This window comes from Streptomyces zaomyceticus (assembly GCF_014656215.1).
Classification (GTDB): domain Bacteria; phylum Actinomycetota; class Actinomycetes; order Streptomycetales; family Streptomycetaceae; genus Streptomyces; species Streptomyces zaomyceticus.
Window position 1 is genome coordinate 29,754 of record NZ_BNBZ01000040.1, and the last position, 15,481, is coordinate 45,234.

The window sequence follows — 15,481 nt, forward strand, 5'->3', positions numbered from 1 at the left end:
GCCGTGTCTTATTCGGCGGAGCCGGCTGTGCCTTATTCGGCGGAGCCGGCCGTGTCTTATTCGGCGGAGCCGTACATGCGGTCGCCCGCGTCGCCGAGGCCCGGGACGATGTAGCCGTTCTCGTTGAGGCGCTCGTCGACCGAGGCCGTCACGACGGTGACCGGGGTGCCCGCGAGCTCCCGCTCCATGACCTCGACGCCCTCCGGGGCGGCGAGGAGCACGACCGCGGTCACGTCGTCCGCGCCACGCTTGATGAGCTCCTGGATCGCCGCGACCAGCGTGCCGCCGGTCGCCAGCATCGGGTCCAGGACGTACACCTGGCGGCCCGAGAGGTCCTCCGGCATCCGCGTGGCGTAGGTCGACGCCTCGAGCGTCTCCTCGTTGCGGATCATGCCGAGGAAGCCGACCTCGGCGGTCGGCAGCAGCCGGACCATTCCGTCGAGCATGCCGAGCCCGGCGCGCAGGATCGGGACCACCAGCGGACGCGGGTACGACAGCTTCACGCCGGTCGTGGGCGTCACGGGGGTCTCGATGTCGACCTGCTCGGTCCGGACGTCCCTGGTGGCCTCGTAGGCGAGCAGGGTGACCAGCTCGTCGGCGAGCCGACGGAAGGTCGCGGAATCCGTGCGCTTGTCGCGCAGCGTGGTGAGCTTGTGGGCGACCAGCGGGTGATCGACGACGTGGAGACGCATGACTCAACAGTAGCCCGCCGAGCACTGGCGTCGACCCACGCCGCTGGGGGAAGGTGGGGGCACAGGGACCCAGCGATGGGGCGGAGTGACCCATGCCCGACCTGGAAGAACCGGCCGAGGGCACCGCCGAGGGGGCGGGCCGGAAGCCGGCACCGGAGACCGACGCGGAGCGCCGCAGGCGCCGCGCCCAGTTCCTCCGCGAACTGAACGAGGCCAAGGCGCTGCGCGAGCGCGTGCAGCCGAGGCGCGCGCGAGCCGCCCGGATGCGCCAGGCCATGCGGATGAGGACCTTCCGCTGGTGAGAGGGCCGCCGGGGGCCCAACCCGGGCCCGCACGGACCGCACCACGGCCGCCCCCGGCCCGCACGGACCCCACCGGCGGCCGTCCCGGGCCCGTATCGGCCCCCCATCGGCCCGTGTCAGCCCGTGTCAGCCCGTCCACGGCCTCATGGCCCATGTCGGCCCGTGTCAGCCCGTATCGGCCCCAGACCGGATACCGGCGCGTGCCCCCGGCCGCGCTCGGCCCGCACTCCCGGCATGTCCCCGGCCGTCCTCGGCCCGCGTCCCCGGCGTGCCCCGGCCGCCGCCGTACGGGTCCCTGGCCCGGACCCGGCCGGTCGCCCGGCGTCCCGGGCCCGTCCCGTTGTGCGCCCCCTGAGTGCGCCGGGGTCGCACGCCCACCCGATCGCGGGGTCGTTCAGACTGATGCACGACGCAAGAGCCGAAGACCTCTCCTGTCGGCGTCGTTTCTGTCACGATGCCGATTGGGCGGGGCGTCAGCAGCGCACCGCCGGATCGTCACACCTCTGATCAGTGGGAGAGAGTCAGGTGTACTTCGCCGCACTGCTCGCGCGCACCGAAGACGGGTGGGAAGCGAGCGACACGGAGCTCGACGACGTGGAGACCCTGTCGGATCTGACCGAGCTCGCCCGCGAGTCCTCGGACGACGACACGGTGATCGTCTTCATCGAGCAGGAGGACGCGTGGTTCGGGATCGTGCGGATCGAGGGTGAGGAAGACCCTCGCATCTACGTCTCGGACGGCGCCGCCGCCGCCCGTTCCTCGTACGGGGAGATCCTCACCCGGGAGATCCTCGGCGACGACCTGGACGACATCGTCGACGAGCTCGAGTCGCTGGACCTGGACGGCACGGAGGACGGAGAGCCGCTTGCCGACGACACGGACGACGACGAGGAGACGGGCGTCGCCGCCGAGGCCGTGCCGGCCGCTCCGGTCGGCGACCGGCTGATCCTCGCGGACCTCGGCATGCCGCCGGCCGATCTGATGGCGCTCGAGAGCGACGCACTCGCGGAGATCGCGGACGCGCTGGGGGCCGCCGAGGTCCTGGAGGCCGTCCGCTAGTGGCACGCGCTGTACCTGTCGTACCTGTTCCCGACCCCGTTCGGGACCCCTGGCGGGACGCCATGCGGCTCGCCCTCGCCGAGGCCGACGCGGCCGTGCCGGCCGGTGACGTACCGGTCGGAGCGGTCGTGCTCGGCCCCGACGGCGCGGTGCTCGCCCGCGGGCACAACGAACGCGAGGCCACCGGAGACCCCACCGCGCACGCCGAGGTGCTCGCCCTGCGCCGGGCGGCCGCGGCGACCGGGGAGTGGCGTCTGACGGGCTGCACGCTGGTCGTGACGCTGGAGCCGTGCGTGATGTGCGCGGGCGCGCTCGTCCAGTCGCGGGTCGAGCGGGTGGTGTTCGGCGCACCGGACGAGAAGGCGGGCGCGACCGGCTCGCTCTGGGACCTCGTCCGGGACCGCCGGCTCAACCACCGTCCCGAGGTGATCCAGGGCGTCCTCGGCGACGAGTGCGCGGAGCAGTTGACGGCCTTCTTCCGCACCCGCTGACCTGCTGCGGGATACGGATTTCATCGCAGCGCGAGTTTCGGCTAAGCTCTCTCTCGGTAGCGTGTCCGAGCGGCCGAAGGAGCTCGCCTCGAAAGCGAGTGTGGGGAAACTCACCGAGGGTTCAAATCCCTCCGCTACCGCTTCAGAAGGGCCCGACGCATCAGCGTCGGGCCCTTCGGCGTATCCCGTTCGGCTCTCTGCGGCTCCCCTGCCGCTCCCCCGCCGTCGACCGCACTCGGCCGCCGCCCCGACGGCCCCCGGCCGCCTCGGCGCCGCCCCGTACGGGAAAGGCCCCGGCGCGCTCGGGGCGCGGCCGGGGCCTTCTCCGTAGGACGGGGGGAGCGGCATCGGGGGGACAAGCCGCTCCCCCCGATGAGAACCGGTCCTCCAAGTCCTGCGCCGCGCTCAGGGGGGAAGCGCGCGACGCGGACCCCGCAGTGCGGGCCGGTTCCGACGAGCCCTCGGGATTCCTGCCAGATCCCCCGGGCTCGACATCCATCCTGCTCGGCCGTCACCCTTCCGGGGGGCGGCAAAAGGCCTCGATCTCCGGGCCCTTGGTCCATAAAGGCTCGGTTAGAGTGGCGCGGTCGTACGGCGGGGGAACTGGGGAGGGCTGGGCAATGGTGCAAGCGAAGAAGGTCGCGCTGTACGCGGTCGTGGTCTTTGTGCTGTACACGATCGTCACGTCCCCGGCCCGGGCCGCCGATCTCGTGCAGGTAGGGTTCGAGGGCATTTCCAGCGCCGCCCAGGGTGTCGGCGAGTTCATGACCGAACTCATCAACTAGGAGCCCTTTCGTGATCCGCCATCTGGTCCTGTTCAAGCTCAACGACGGCGTCACGCGCGACGAGCCGCGTGTCGTCGCCGGTGTCGAGGCGTTCCGCGCTCTCGGCGACCAGATTCCGGAGCTCCGCTTCTGGGAGTGCGACTGGAACATCACGGACCGGCCGATCGCCTACGACTTCGCCATCAACTCGGCCGTCGAGGACAAGGGCGCGCTCCAGCGCTACCTGGACCACCCCGCGCACCAGGCCGGTGTCGCCCAGTGGCGCGAGTTCGCGACGTGGGTGATCGCGGACTACGCCTTCTAGGCCGTTCCGCCCCCAGGACACCGACTGGGCCCTCCGCCATCGAGGTGGGGGGCCTTTTTCGTGCGTGACTCCGTGCGTGACCTCCCCTTTTTCCGCCACTATGCCCTCAACACGTGGCTATGCGGTGCTTGCACACAGTGGACATGTCTTGTGATGCTATGACCGCTTTTGACGGATGAGTTGACCGTAGTTGACCCAGTCGACCAGCAAGACCAGCCAAAGGGGTGGCGTGAACGTGCCGGCCAGTACAGCGCCTCAGGTCCCGCCCCAGCACGAGGCAGGCGAGGCGGAGACCCCGCGCCCCCGCCCCCAGAGCACCCGCGGCGCCGACACCCGCGCCCTCACCCAGGTGCTCTTCGGGCAGCTCAAGAACCTGGAAGTGGGCACTCCGGAGCACCACCGGGTGCGCGGGGCCCTCATCGAGGCCAACCTCCCGCTCGTGCGGTACGCGGCGGCCCGCTTCCGCTCCCGCAACGAGCCGATGGAGGACGTCGTCCAGGTCGGCACCATCGGCCTCATCAACGCCATCGACCGCTTCGACCCGGACCGGGGCGTGCAGTTCCCCACCTTCGCCATGCCGACGGTCGTCGGCGAGATCAAGCGCTACTTCCGCGACAACGTCCGCACCGTCCACGTGCCCCGCCGGCTGCACGAGCTCTGGGTCCAGGTGAACGGGGCCACCGAGGACCTGACGACCGCTCACGGCCGCTCCCCCACGACGGCGGAGATCGCCGAACGGCTGCGCATCGGGGAGGACGAGGTGCTCGCCTGCATCGAGGCCGGACGCTCGTACCACGCGACCTCCCTGGAGGCCGCGCAGGAGGGCGACGGGCTGCCCGGGCTGCTCGACCGGCTCGGCTACGAGGACCCCGCCCTGGCCGGTGTGGAGCACCGCGACCTCGTCCGGCATCTGCTCGTACAACTGCCCGAGCGGGAGCAGCGGATCCTGATGCTGCGCTACTACAGCAATCTGACCCAGTCCCAGATCAGTCAGGAACTCGGCGTCTCCCAGATGCATGTGTCAAGGCTCCTCGCCCGCAGCTTCGCGCGTTTGAGATCCGCAAACAGAATCGAGGCGTAACCGGAACGGGTAGACCGGTTCGGAGCAGTTCCGCGCCGCCCCAAATGCCTTGCACCCCTTGTTTCCTGCGGATATGCACCCTCGGCTTGTCGACAAGTCACTACAGCGTGTTGCCGACATGTGACATTCTGCTGGAACCGAGTTTGCCGCAGCCCCTCCGCCGGTATTCAGGTGGTGGCTGCGTTCCTCAGATGGTCGCGGCCACCGCGACCGTCCGCGACCTCAAGGGGGTGGCATGTCCACAGAACTGGGCAGCTCGAAGGTGCTCACGCTCTCGCCCGTTCCCGTGCCCACGCAGACGACGGCGCCGACCGCGACCGACAGCGCGGAGGCCACGCCGCCGCCGATGGTCGTCACGTCGGGAGCCCTCGACACCCGCACCCTCTCGCGCTCCCTCTTCCTGAGGCTGCGCGCCCTCGACACCGAAGGCGCCGCCGCGGACAGCCCGGAGCGGACCTACGTCCGCGACACCCTCATCGAGCTCAACCTCCCCCTCGTGCGGTACGCGGCGGCCCGCTTCCGCTCCCGCAACGAGCCGATGGAGGACATCGTCCAGGTCGGCACCATCGGCCTGATCAAGGCGATCGACCGCTTCGACTGCGAACGGGGCGTGGAGTTCCCGACGTTCGCGATGCCGACGGTCGTCGGCGAGATCAAGCGCTTCTTCCGCGACACCTCGTGGTCGGTCCGCGTCCCGCGCCGGCTCCAGGAACTGCGCCTCGCCCTCACCAAGGCCAGCGACGAGCTCGCGCAGAAGCTCGACCGCTCCCCCACCGTCCCCGAACTCGCCGCCGTGCTCGGGGTGTCGGAGGAGGACGTCGTCGACGGCCTCGCGGTGGGCAACGCGTACACGGCCTCCTCGCTCGACTCCCCCTCGCCCGAGGACGACGGCGGCGAGGGCTCCCTCGCCGACCGCCTCGGCTACGAGGACACGGCGCTCGAAGGCGTCGAGTACCGCGAGTCGCTCAAGCCGCTGCTCGCCAAACTCCCGCCCCGGGAGCGGCAGATCATCATGCTGCGCTTCTTCGCCAACATGACCCAGTCGCAGATCGGCGAAGAGGTGGGCATCTCCCAGATGCACGTCTCGCGGCTGCTCACCCGCACCCTCGCCCAGCTCCGTGAGGGCCTCATCGCGGACTGACTTCCGCGAAGGACTCCCTAGTTGACGGTTCGTCAGACACACTGGCGGCCATGAGGCGAAGGAAGCCGGGACTCGTGGCGGTGGCGCTCTGCCTCGGCGGAGCGCTGACCGCCTGTGGCGGCGGAGGAGACGGCGAGGGGTACGCGGCGGTGGGCGCCGGCCCCTCTCCGAGAGGTGCGGCCACCCCCTCGGGCGCGGTCGCCCTGATCCCCCTGGACGGCCCCACGGCGAGCGGAACCACGTCCAGCACCTCGTCACCCGCGCCCACCCCGGATCCGGACGGGAGTCCCGACCCGGGCCCAGGTCCGTCGTCGGCGGCCGGCACTTCCGGCGCGTCGGGCACCTCCGGGGCCTCCGGTACGGATTCGGGTACGGGTACGGGTACGGGGGCGAGTACGGGGGCGAGTACGGGTACGGGGTCACCCTCCGCGCCGGGCGGCACCGGCGGCTCCGCTCCGCGCCCCGGTGGCAGCACCCCTCCCCGTACCCCCGCACCGCCCTCCGGGCCCGCGCCCGGCACCGGTACACCGGCGCCCACCCCCACCCCGGCCCCTCCGGCCACGACCGCGCCCGGCCCCGCCGTCCTCACCGTCTCCGCGCCCGTTCTCGCGGACGGGGACCGGCGCTGGTGCGAGCGGGTGACCGTCACCTTCCGGAACAGCGGGGGAACGGCGGCCCGCTCGGGCACGGTCACGTTCGCCACCCATGTCATCGGCGCCCTCGGCGTCGACTGGGCGACCCTCGTCTCCACCCAGCCCCTGCCCGGGCCGATCGCCGCCGGTTCCGCACGGACGCAGACGTTCACCGTGTGCGTGGACTCGTGGCGGGTGCCGCTGGGGATGCGGATCGACACCCGGAAGGTCTCCGCCGACTGGCAGTGAGGGGCGGGAAAAGAACGGTGGGCCGGGTCCGCTCGCTGCGGATCCGGCCCACCCGGGGCTTGGAGGGGGGACGGGGCGGTCAGCCCAGGGCCAGCCAGGCGACGGCCGCCAGGACGACGATCACCGCGACCACTCCCACGATCAGGCCGACCTTCGGGCCGCCCGACGACGTGGCCGCGGCCTGCGGCTGCCGCTGCTGCGGGGCGCCCTCGTCGACGAAGGCGCGGAACATCTGCGTGTTGCCGGCGGGGTCGTAACCCTCGGGGCCCTGACCCTGAGGGTTCTGGCCCTGGCCGTACGGTGCTTGGGGGTTGTGTGCCATGGGCCAGGACCCTAGCGAAGTCGGGGTGACGGGCCCAAGCCCGGCTCCCCCGGTCACGGCTCCGGGGGGCGGCTCGGGGCCCCTGGGCCTCCTTTGCCGATTCTTTAGCGCCGTTTGACCGATTTAGTTTGCCTGGAGCAACCATCCATCTCTATGGTTGCCCTAAGCAACAACATCTCTGGAGTGCCCGATGGACAGAGGCAATCGATACGAGAACCTCGCCCGCCAGGTGAGCGCCATCGGAGCGGTGAAGCGCGGACTCGCGCGGGTCCTGCCCACCGAGTGCCCCGGCGGATCCGCCATCGTCCTCGCCCTGCTCAACCACCACGGCGACATGCGGATGGGCCGGGTGTCCGAGCTGATGGCCGTCGACATGTCGGTCAGCAGCCGCCATGTGGCCCACACCGTCGACCGCGGATGGGTCGAACGACTGCCCGACCCCGACGACCGGCGCTCCCGCATCCTGCACCTGACACGGGCGGGCGAAGACATGCTCGCCGTCCTCGACCGACGGCTGACCGACATGCTCGCCCGCACCCTCGCGGAGTGGTCCGACGACGACGTCGAACTGCTCACCACCCTGCTCGCCCGCCTCCGCGATTCCTTCGGGGACTGCCGGGCCCACCACGCTTGAGAACGAAGGAAGTTGATGGCTACGACCACCACACCAGAGACCGGTGTGCGCGGCGGGAGCGCCCAGCAGGGGGACACCGCCTCCGGCGGTGCCCCGATGACGCACAAGCAGATCATGGAGGCGCTCTCCGGGCTGCTGCTCGGCATGTTCGTCGCCATCCTGTCCTCGACGATCGTCTCCAACGCCCTCCCCCAGATCATCACCGACCTGGGCGGCGGCCAGTCCGCCTACACCTGGGTGGTCACCGCCGCACTTCTCTCGATGACCGCGACCACCCCCCTCTGGGGCAAGCTCGCGGACCTCTTCTCCAAGAAGCTGCTGGTCCAGATAGCCCTGGTCATCTATGTGGCGGGCTCGGTCGTCGCCGGTCTCTCCCAGAGCACCGGCATGCTCATCGCCTGCCGTGTCGTGCAGGGCATCGGCGTCGGCGGTCTGACCGCCCTCTCCCAGATCATCCTGGCCGCGATGATCGCCCCGCGTGAGCGCGGCCGGTACAGCGGCTACCTCGGTGCCACCTTCGCCGTCGCCACCGTCGGCGGCCCGCTGCTCGGCGGTGTCATCACCGACACCGACTGGCTCGGCTGGCGCTGGTGCTTCTACGTGGGCGTGCCCTTCGCGATCATCGCGCTGATCGTCCTGCAGAAGACCCTCAAGCTCCCCGTCGTGAAGCGTCAGGTCAAGGTCGACTGGGCGGGTGCCTTCTTCATCAGCGCAGCCGTCTCGCTGCTCCTCATCTGGGTCACCTTCGCGGGCGACAAGTACGACTGGATGTCCTGGCAGACGGCCGCGATGGTGCTCGGCGCGATCGCCCTCGGCGGGATCTTCGTCCTCGTCGAGTCGAAGGCGAGCGAGCCGATCATCCCGCTCCGCCTCTTCCGGAACCGCACGATCACCCTCGCGTCGCTCGCCTCGCTCTTCGTGGGTGTCGCGATGTTCGCCGGCACGGTCTTCTTCAGCCAGTACTTCCAGCTGGCGCGGAACGAGTCGCCGACGATGTCCGGCGTCCTCACCATCCCGATGATCGCGGGCCTGTTCGTCTCCTCCACCGTCTCCGGCCTGGTCATCACCAAGACCGGCAAGTGGAAGGCGTGGCTGGTCAGCGGTGGCGCCCTGGCCGCCGGCGGACTCGGGCTGCTCGGCACGATCCGTTACGACACGGCGTACTGGCACATCGCGCTCTTCATGGCGGTCCTCGGCCTCGGCCTCGGCATGATGATGCAGAACCTGGTGCTCTGCACCCAGAACCAGGTGGCCCCCGCCGACCTCGGCGCCGCCTCCTCCGTCGTCACCTTCTTCCGCTCCCTGGGCGGTGCGATCGGTGTCTCGGCGCTGGGCGCGGTGATGGCCCACCGGGTCACGAGCTACGTCAAGGACGGCCTGGCCGAGCTGGGCCCGAAGGCCGCGGGCGCCATGGGCCAGGGCGGCTCGGGCGGCGGCATCCCCGACATGGACAAGCTGCCGGCCCCGATCCGTACGGTCATGGAGGACGCGTACGGGCACGGTGTCGCGGATGTGTTCCTCTACTCGGCACCGTTCGCGCTGCTGGCCTTCGTGGTGACCCTGTTCATCAAGGAAGTCGCCCTGAAGAGCAGCTCGGTGAAGGACTCCGACGAGAAGCCGGTGGCTGCGGAGGCCTAGAAATACTCCCGGCCGCGCTTCGAGCGGAGGCGCGGCCGGGTCGAGTACGGAGCGGCGGGCAGGGGACGGCCCGCCGCTCCGTCATGTCTGTCGCCGGCCGGTCCGGCGGGTCCCGCGGGACCCGCCGGTCCCGCCGGCCTAGCGGGTCCGGCGGGTCTCGCGGGCGCGGGTCTCGCGGGAGACCATCGTCTCGATGCCGGCGACGAGGACATCCATGGCGTAGTCGAAGTCGCGGTTCCAGATCTCGGTCACGTTGCCGTGCGAGGCCCGCTCGTCGAGGAGGTCCCCGAGGGGTTCGAGGACCTCGGCGAACGCCGGCTCGTCACGGAAGGCCTTGATCGACTCCCCGTAGAAGTCGTCCTGCGACATCCCGGCCTGGGCCGCGCGCCGCTCGAACTGCGACTCGATCGTCCCGTAGCCGTACACGAACTGGAAGACGGCCGACATCGCGCTGGGCTGACGGTCCAACGGCAGTCCGGTGTCCCGGATCGCCTCCTGGATCTTGCTGCCGACGGCGATCGCGTGCGGGCCGATGTTCAGGTACTGCCCGGCGCTCGGCGACATCCACGGATGGCGGACCAGCATCCGGCGGTAGTCCAGGGCGAGGACCCGGATCCGGTCCCGCCACTCGCCCGCCGCGTCGACCGCGGCGAGGTCGATCTCCCCGTAGACCGTGTCGACGGCGTACTCGATGATGTCGTCCTTGGTGTCCACGTACCAGTAGAGGGACATCGCGGTGACGTTCAGCTCGGCAGCGAGCTTGCGCATCGACAGCTTGGTCAGGCCCTCCTCGTCGAGCATCCGGATCGCGGTGACGACGATCCGGTCCCGGTCGAGCCCGGCCGGACCGCCGCCGCCGCGAGGTGTTCTGTCCTCCAGCCAGACGCTGGAACGCGCCGGGTTCTTGGCCCGGTCGGCTGCCTTGACCATCGCGTTCCTCCGTCTGTCAGCGGTTCGTCACCATGCTATGCAGCCGCTCCCATGTCTTCCGCCCGCTCCCGCGCGGCCCTGGCCTCCGTGCGCTCGGCCCGCCGGAGCAGGGCCGCGGCGACCAGACCGCCCGCGAAGACCGCGATCGCGCCGACCAGCTGGCTGGTCTGGAGGCCGGAGGCGAAGGCGTCGGAGATCTCCTGCCGCTCGGCCTCGCTCCCGGCCGCGGCCAGGGCGGCCGGGAGGGAGGTCGCGGTGACGGCGACGAGCGCGGCGAAGCGGGCGTTGAGCACGGCGCCGAGGACGGCGACACCGAGGCCGTTGCCGAACTCGGCGAGGGTGCCGTTGATTCCGGCGCCCACGCCGGCCTTCTCCGGCGGGATCGAGCTCATGATCGCGTTGGCCATGGCCGGGGAGGAGACGGCGATGCCGCCGCCCATCAGGACCAGGCCGAGCAGCATGCCCGCGTAGCTGCCGTCCGTGCCGCCGCCGAGCAGGGAGATCGAGGTGAGGCCGGCGGCCACCAGGGTCATGCCGAGGACGACGGTGGGCGGGGTGCCCAGCTTCATGACGATCTTCGGGCCGATGCCGGTGAGGTTGAGTCCGACGATGGTCAGCGCGAGCGGCGCCATCCGCAGACCGGCTTCCAGGGGTTCGTATCCGAGCACGAACTGCAGGTGCTGGGTGAGCAGGAAGAGCGAGCCGCCCATGCCGAAGACGACCAGGATCGAGCCGCCGATGGCGCCGATGAACTTCTGGTTCCGGAAGAAGTGCATGTCGAGCATCGGGAACGGGGTGTGCAGCTCCCACAGGGCGAAGGCACCGAGGGCGAGCACCCCGATCGCGGCCGGGACCAGGACCTGCGCGGAGACCCAGCCGTGCTCGGGGCCGCTGATGATCGCGTACACGACGGCGGTCATGCCGATGGTGGAGAGCAGCGCGCCGAGCAGGTCCGGCCGCTCGCCCTGCGGGTTCTTGGACTCCGGTACGAGCTTGAGGACGGCGACGAGCGCCACCACCGCGACCGGGATGTTGATCAGGAAGATCATTCCCCACCAGAAGTGGTTCAGGATCACGCCGCCGATCAGCGGCCCGCCGGCGAAGCCGAGCGAGGCGACGGTGGACCAGAGCGCGATGGCCTTGACCCGCTCGGAGTCGTCGAAGATCTGCATGACGACGGCGAGGGTGGTGGTCATCAGGAGCGCGCCGCCGACGCCCATGCCCGCGCGGGCGGCGATCAGCTGGGCCGTGGAGTCGGCGAGTCCGGCGGCGAGCGAGCCCAGGCCGAAGAGCGCGAGACCGATGGCGAGCAGCTTCTTGCGGCCGTAGCGGTCGGCGGCGTTGCCGGCGGTGAGCAGCAGGCCGGACTGGACGAGCGAGTACGCGTTGATCATCCACTGGATGTCGGAGGTGGTCGCGTGGAGTTCGGAGGTCAGCGAGGGGATCGCGACGCTGAGCACGGTGTTGTCGAGCAGCACGGTGAGCTGGGCGAGGCAGATGACGCCGAGGATCAGCCAGCGCTGCGGGTGGCCGCCGGTGGCGGCCTTGTCGTTCGCGGCGGTCGTCGCCGTCATGGGAAGCACTCCTTGTACGGTGTACGGGACTGGGTCTCGTACACCGTACAAGGGCTCTCGTACGCTGTATAGCGCTTATCCGTTTCCGGGCGGGTCAGGTCTCCTCGTCGGTCAGGTCTCCTCGTCGGTCAGGCCTTCTCGGCGGTCAGGTCGTAGAAGGTGGCGTTGCCGATCGTGACCTGCTCGAAGGTCTCCGCGACCCAGGTGGAGATCTCCGAGTTGCCACCCGGACCGCCGCCACCGCCCATGCGGCCGCCGCCGTCCTCACCGGCGCCGCCGGTCCCGCCGCTGCCGATGAAGTAGTGGATCCTCCCCTCGGCGACGTACTGCTTGAACTGCGCGAGCGTCGGGGACGGGTCGCTGCCGTTGAAGCCGCCGATCGCCATGACCGGCTTCTCGGTGGCGAGCTGGTAGCTGGCCGCGTTCTGCGCGCCGACCGTGGCCGCGACCCAGGTGTAGGAGCCGGCGTCCGCGAGGAGCGCGGTCTTCGCCTCCGTACCGACACTGGCGCCGTTGAGCAGACCGCCCATGCCGCCGCCACCGCCACCGGGGCCCTCGCCCCGGGTCATGCCCTGTCCCTGCGGCGGGGTGCCGCCGGGCATCTGGCCCTGCCCCTGACCCCCGGGCAGCTGACCGCCGCCCTGGCCGCCCGGCAGCTGACCGCCCTGGCCACCGGGCCCACCAGGCATCCGGCCACCCTGGCCACCCTGGCCACCCTGGCCACCGGGCATCTGACCGCCCGGGCCGCCGCCGGGGAAGCCCCCGCCCTCCGTCATCCGCATGCCGCCGCCCGGTCCCCGGCCGCCCATGGCGCCGCCCGCGGGACCCGCCGTCACGATCGAGCCCTGGTGGCCCGAGTCCACCGTCGCCAGGGTGTACGCGAACGGACCCGCGAGGCCCGCCGCCAGGCCGAGGCCCGCGACCCCGAGCCCGAGCCGCCGGTCCACCCGGCCCGCGAACAGCAGCCCGAACGCGGCCACCGCACCCGCGACCAGCACCGTCCAGCGCAGCCACGGCAGCCAGTCCGGCGTACGGCCGAGCAGGGTCCAGCCCCACCAGGCCGTCACCGCCACCGTCACCGCGAGCGTCGCCGAGGCGAGCAGCCGGGTGCGTTCCTCCCGGAGCACGGCCGCGCCCATGCCGACCAGCGCCGCGAGGTACGGGGCCAGGGCCACCGTGTAGTACTCGTGGAAGATGCCGGCCATGAAGCTGAACACGGCGAGCGTGATCAGCAGCGAGCCGCCCCACACCAGGAACGCGGAGCGCGCCGTGTCCGTACGGGGCGCCCGCCAGGTGACGACGAGACCCGCGACGAGCAGGATCAGCGCGGCCGGGAGGAGCCAGGAGATCTGGCCGCCGACCGAGTCGTTGAACATCCGGACGATCCCGGTCTCGCCCCAGCGGCCCCCGCCGCCACCGCCGCCTCCCCCGCCGCCGACGCTCCCGGTCTCGTTGCCGTTGATGCGGCCGAGGCCGTTGTAGCCGAAGGTCAGCTCCAGGAAGCTGTTGTTCTGCGAGCCTCCGACGTACGGGCGGGAGGACGCCGGCCACAGCTCGACCAGGGCCACCCACCAGCCCGCCGACACGATCATCGCGAGCCCGGCGAGGGCGAGCCGGCCGAGCCTGCGGCCGATCCCGCCCGGCGCGCACACCCCGTAGACGAGGGCCAGCGGCGGCAGGATCAGAAAGGCCTGGAGGGTCTTCGCGAGGAACGCGAACCCGAAGGCCACCCCTGCCCACACCAGCCACTTCGCCGCGCCCCGGTCCTGTTCGAGGGCGCGCAGCACGCAGTACACGGCCACGGTCATGAGCAGGGCGAGCAGCGCGTCCGGGTTGTTGAAGCGGAACATCAGCGCCGCCACCGGCGTGAGCGCCAGGACGACGCCCGCGATCAGACCGGCGCCCGCGCCGAACCGGCGCCGTACGGCCGCGTAGAGCACGGCGACGGTGGCCACGCCCATGAGGACCTCGGGCACCAGTATCTGCCAGGACCCGAGGCCGAAGAGGCGGACGGAGAGCGCCATCGGCCAGAGCGCGGCCGGCGGCTTGTCGACGGTGATGGCGTTGGCCGCGTCGAGCGAGCCGAAGAAGAAGGCCTTCCAGCTCTCGCCGCCCGCCTGAACGGCTGCGGAGTAGAAGGAGTTGGCGTAGCCGGAGGCGCTCAGGTTCCACAGGTAGAGCGCGGTGGTCACGGCGAGCAGGCCGAGGAACGCGGGCCGGACCCAGGGGGCGTCCTCGGCACGTCCGCGCCACAGCCGGGTGAGCGGGCCGCCACGGGCCGCCGCGGCATGGGCCGCGCCGGCCGACGCGGCCGGGGAGATCTCCGGGAAGGTCGAGGTCATCGGTCGTTCCTTGGGTCGTTCCTTGAGGTGGACCGCTCGGGGAAGACCCAGAGCCGGAAGAGGAGGAAGCGCAGTACGGTCGCGGCGAGGTTGGCGACGACCAGGACGGCGAGCTCGGTGGAGTGCGCCGGATCACCGGTGGCCGCGCCGAGGGCGGCCAGCGAACCGCTGGTCAGGGCCAGGCCGATGGCGAAGACCACGAGCCCCTGCGCCTGGTGGCGGACGGCCCGGTCACGGCCCCGGACCCCGAAGGTGAGGCGCCGGTTGGCCGCCGTGTTGGCGACGGCGGAGACGAGGAGGGCGCCCGCGTTGGCGACCTGTGGGCCGACGCCGAGCCGGAAGAGCGAGTACAGGGCGAGGTAGAAGAGCGTCGACAGGACGCCGACCACACAGAAGCCGACCAGCTGCCGGGCCAGTCCGCCCGGCACACCGCTGAGTTCGCGGTCCCGGGGATCGTCCCCGAAGGGCCTGGCCAGCCGGTCCAGCGGCAGCGAACCCGTCGCGAGGGCCCTGCCCACCCGCCAGACGCCCTTCAGGTCGTCGGTGGCCGTGCTCACGATGTGCACGGTCGAGTCGGGGTCGTCGACCCAGTCGACCGGCACCTCGTGGATGCGCAGCCCGGCCCGCTCGGCGAGGACGAGCAGTTCGGTGTCGAAGAACCAGCCGGTGTCCTCCACCATCGGGAGCAGCCGCTCGGCGACGTCCCTCCGGATCGCCTTGAACCCGCACTGCGCGTCGGAGAACCGGGCGGCGAGCGAGCCGCGGAGGATCAGGTTGTACGCGCGGGAGATGAACTCCCGCTTCGGTCCGCGCACCACCCGCGAGGAGCGGGCGAGCCGGGACCCGATCGCCAGGTCGGAGTGGCCGGAGATGAGCGGCGCGACCAGCGGGAGCAGGGCGTTCAGGTCGGTGGACAGATCCACGTCCATATAGGCGAGCACGGGCGCGTCCGAGCCCGACCACACCGTGCGCAGCGCCCGGCCGCGGCCCTTCTGCTCCAGCCGTACGGAGCGCACCTCGGGCACCTCGGCGGCGAGGCCGGCGGCGACGTCCGGGGTGGTGTCGGTGGAGGCGTTGTCGGCGACGGTGATGCGGAAGCCGTACGGGAAGGTCCGGGAGAGGTGCTCGTGGAGCCGGCGGACGCACGGCTCCAGGTCCTTCTCCTCGTTGTAGACGGGGATCACCACGTCCAGGACGGGCCGTCCCGCGATGTTCACCGGCAGGTGTTCCCGGGCGGGGAGGGCGCCGGAGGTGGGCCCCGCGATCGTTGGGGTTCGCATGACGACGACCCTCGCCGGGGCCGCT

Annotated in this window: 16 protein-coding genes and 1 tRNA gene; 11 read left to right on the top strand and 6 right to left on the bottom strand. The window is 71.3% G+C overall.

The genetic code is table 11. The annotated features are described in order from the left end of the window. Positions 1 to 56: 56 nt before the first annotated feature. Entirely contained in the window at positions 57 to 692 is a 636-nt protein-coding gene (gene upp, locus IE311_RS32705; RefSeq protein ID WP_015034991.1) for a uracil phosphoribosyltransferase, read from the bottom strand. Between the two features lie 92 nt (positions 693 to 784). Between upp and IE311_RS32710 the strand changes: the two genes are divergently transcribed. The 9 genes from IE311_RS32710 to IE311_RS32750 all read left to right on the top strand — a co-directional run bounded on the left by IE311_RS32710 (position 785) and on the right by IE311_RS32750 (position 6,736). Further along, positions 785 to 994, top strand: a complete 210-nt coding sequence (locus IE311_RS32710; RefSeq protein WP_229902311.1) for a hypothetical protein — start codon at positions 785 to 787, stop codon at positions 992 to 994. 525 nt (positions 995 to 1,519) lie between these two features. Then, positions 1,520 to 2,053: a tRNA adenosine deaminase-associated protein gene (locus IE311_RS32715; RefSeq protein WP_189835504.1), complete on the top strand. Its 534-nt coding sequence runs from the start codon at positions 1,520 to 1,522 to the stop codon at positions 2,051 to 2,053. 62 nt (positions 2,054 to 2,115) lie between these two features. Next, entirely contained in the window at positions 2,116 to 2,544 is a 429-nt protein-coding gene (gene tadA / locus IE311_RS32720) for a tRNA adenosine(34) deaminase TadA (RefSeq protein ID WP_229902320.1), read from the top strand. A gap of 55 nt (positions 2,545 to 2,599) precedes the next feature. Continuing rightward, positions 2,600 to 2,684: transfer RNA gene (locus IE311_RS32725), tRNA-Ser, on the top strand. Positions 2,685 to 3,164: 480 nt separating this feature from the next. Beyond that, entirely contained in the window at positions 3,165 to 3,329 is a 165-nt protein-coding gene (locus IE311_RS32730) for a hypothetical protein (RefSeq protein WP_015034987.1), read from the top strand. A gap of 10 nt (positions 3,330 to 3,339) precedes the next feature. Continuing rightward, positions 3,340 to 3,633, top strand: coding sequence for a Dabb family protein (locus tag IE311_RS32735; protein WP_189835506.1), 294 nt, complete (start codon positions 3,340 to 3,342; stop codon positions 3,631 to 3,633). 235 nt (positions 3,634 to 3,868) lie between these two features. Continuing rightward, entirely contained in the window at positions 3,869 to 4,714 is an 846-nt protein-coding gene (locus IE311_RS32740; RefSeq protein WP_189835507.1) for an RNA polymerase sigma factor SigF, read from the top strand. Positions 4,715 to 4,949: 235 nt separating this feature from the next. After that, positions 4,950 to 5,855 (top strand): RNA polymerase sigma factor SigF, encoded by a 906-nt coding sequence (locus IE311_RS32745; RefSeq protein WP_189835508.1) that lies wholly within the window; start codon positions 4,950 to 4,952, stop codon positions 5,853 to 5,855. Between the two features lie 50 nt (positions 5,856 to 5,905). Further along, a complete protein-coding gene (locus tag IE311_RS32750) occupies positions 5,906 to 6,736 on the top strand; it encodes a hypothetical protein (RefSeq protein ID WP_229902312.1) in 831 nt (276 codons plus the stop codon). Positions 6,737 to 6,815: 79 nt separating this feature from the next. Here IE311_RS32750 and IE311_RS32755 read toward each other — a convergent pair whose 3' ends face one another. Continuing rightward, complete coding sequence (locus IE311_RS32755) at positions 6,816 to 7,058, bottom strand: hypothetical protein (RefSeq protein WP_189835509.1); 243 nt, start codon at positions 7,056 to 7,058, stop codon at positions 6,816 to 6,818. Positions 7,059 to 7,248: 190 nt separating this feature from the next. Here IE311_RS32755 and IE311_RS32760 point away from each other — a divergent pair, with 190 nt between their 5' ends. Then, positions 7,249 to 7,692, top strand: coding sequence for a MarR family winged helix-turn-helix transcriptional regulator (locus IE311_RS32760; protein WP_189835510.1), 444 nt, complete (start codon positions 7,249 to 7,251; stop codon positions 7,690 to 7,692). A gap of 15 nt (positions 7,693 to 7,707) precedes the next feature. Then, positions 7,708 to 9,330 carry an MDR family MFS transporter gene (locus IE311_RS32765; protein WP_189835511.1) on the top strand — a complete coding sequence of 541 codons (1,623 nt, stop codon included), beginning with the start codon at positions 7,708 to 7,710 and terminating at the stop codon, positions 9,328 to 9,330. Between the two features lie 138 nt (positions 9,331 to 9,468). Here the strand turns inward: IE311_RS32765 and IE311_RS32770 are convergent, their stop codons facing one another. The 4 genes from IE311_RS32770 to IE311_RS32785 form a co-directional block, all read right to left on the bottom strand. After that, on the bottom strand, positions 9,469 to 10,260 hold the full coding sequence (locus tag IE311_RS32770; protein ID WP_189835512.1) for a TetR/AcrR family transcriptional regulator: 792 nt from the start codon (positions 10,258 to 10,260) through the stop codon (positions 9,469 to 9,471). A 35-nt stretch (positions 10,261 to 10,295) separates the two neighbouring features. Beyond that, entirely contained in the window at positions 10,296 to 11,834 is a 1,539-nt protein-coding gene (locus IE311_RS32775) for an MFS transporter (protein WP_189835513.1), read from the bottom strand. A gap of 128 nt (positions 11,835 to 11,962) precedes the next feature. Next, positions 11,963 to 14,176, bottom strand: coding sequence for an ArnT family glycosyltransferase (locus IE311_RS32780; RefSeq protein WP_189835514.1), 2,214 nt, complete (start codon positions 14,174 to 14,176; stop codon positions 11,963 to 11,965). After that, positions 14,173 to 15,456: a bifunctional glycosyltransferase family 2/GtrA family protein gene (locus tag IE311_RS32785; RefSeq protein WP_229902313.1), complete on the bottom strand. Its 1,284-nt coding sequence runs from the start codon at positions 15,454 to 15,456 to the stop codon at positions 14,173 to 14,175. Before IE311_RS32785 ends, IE311_RS32780 begins: the two co-directional genes overlap by 4 nt. Positions 15,457 to 15,481 lie beyond the last annotated feature (25 nt).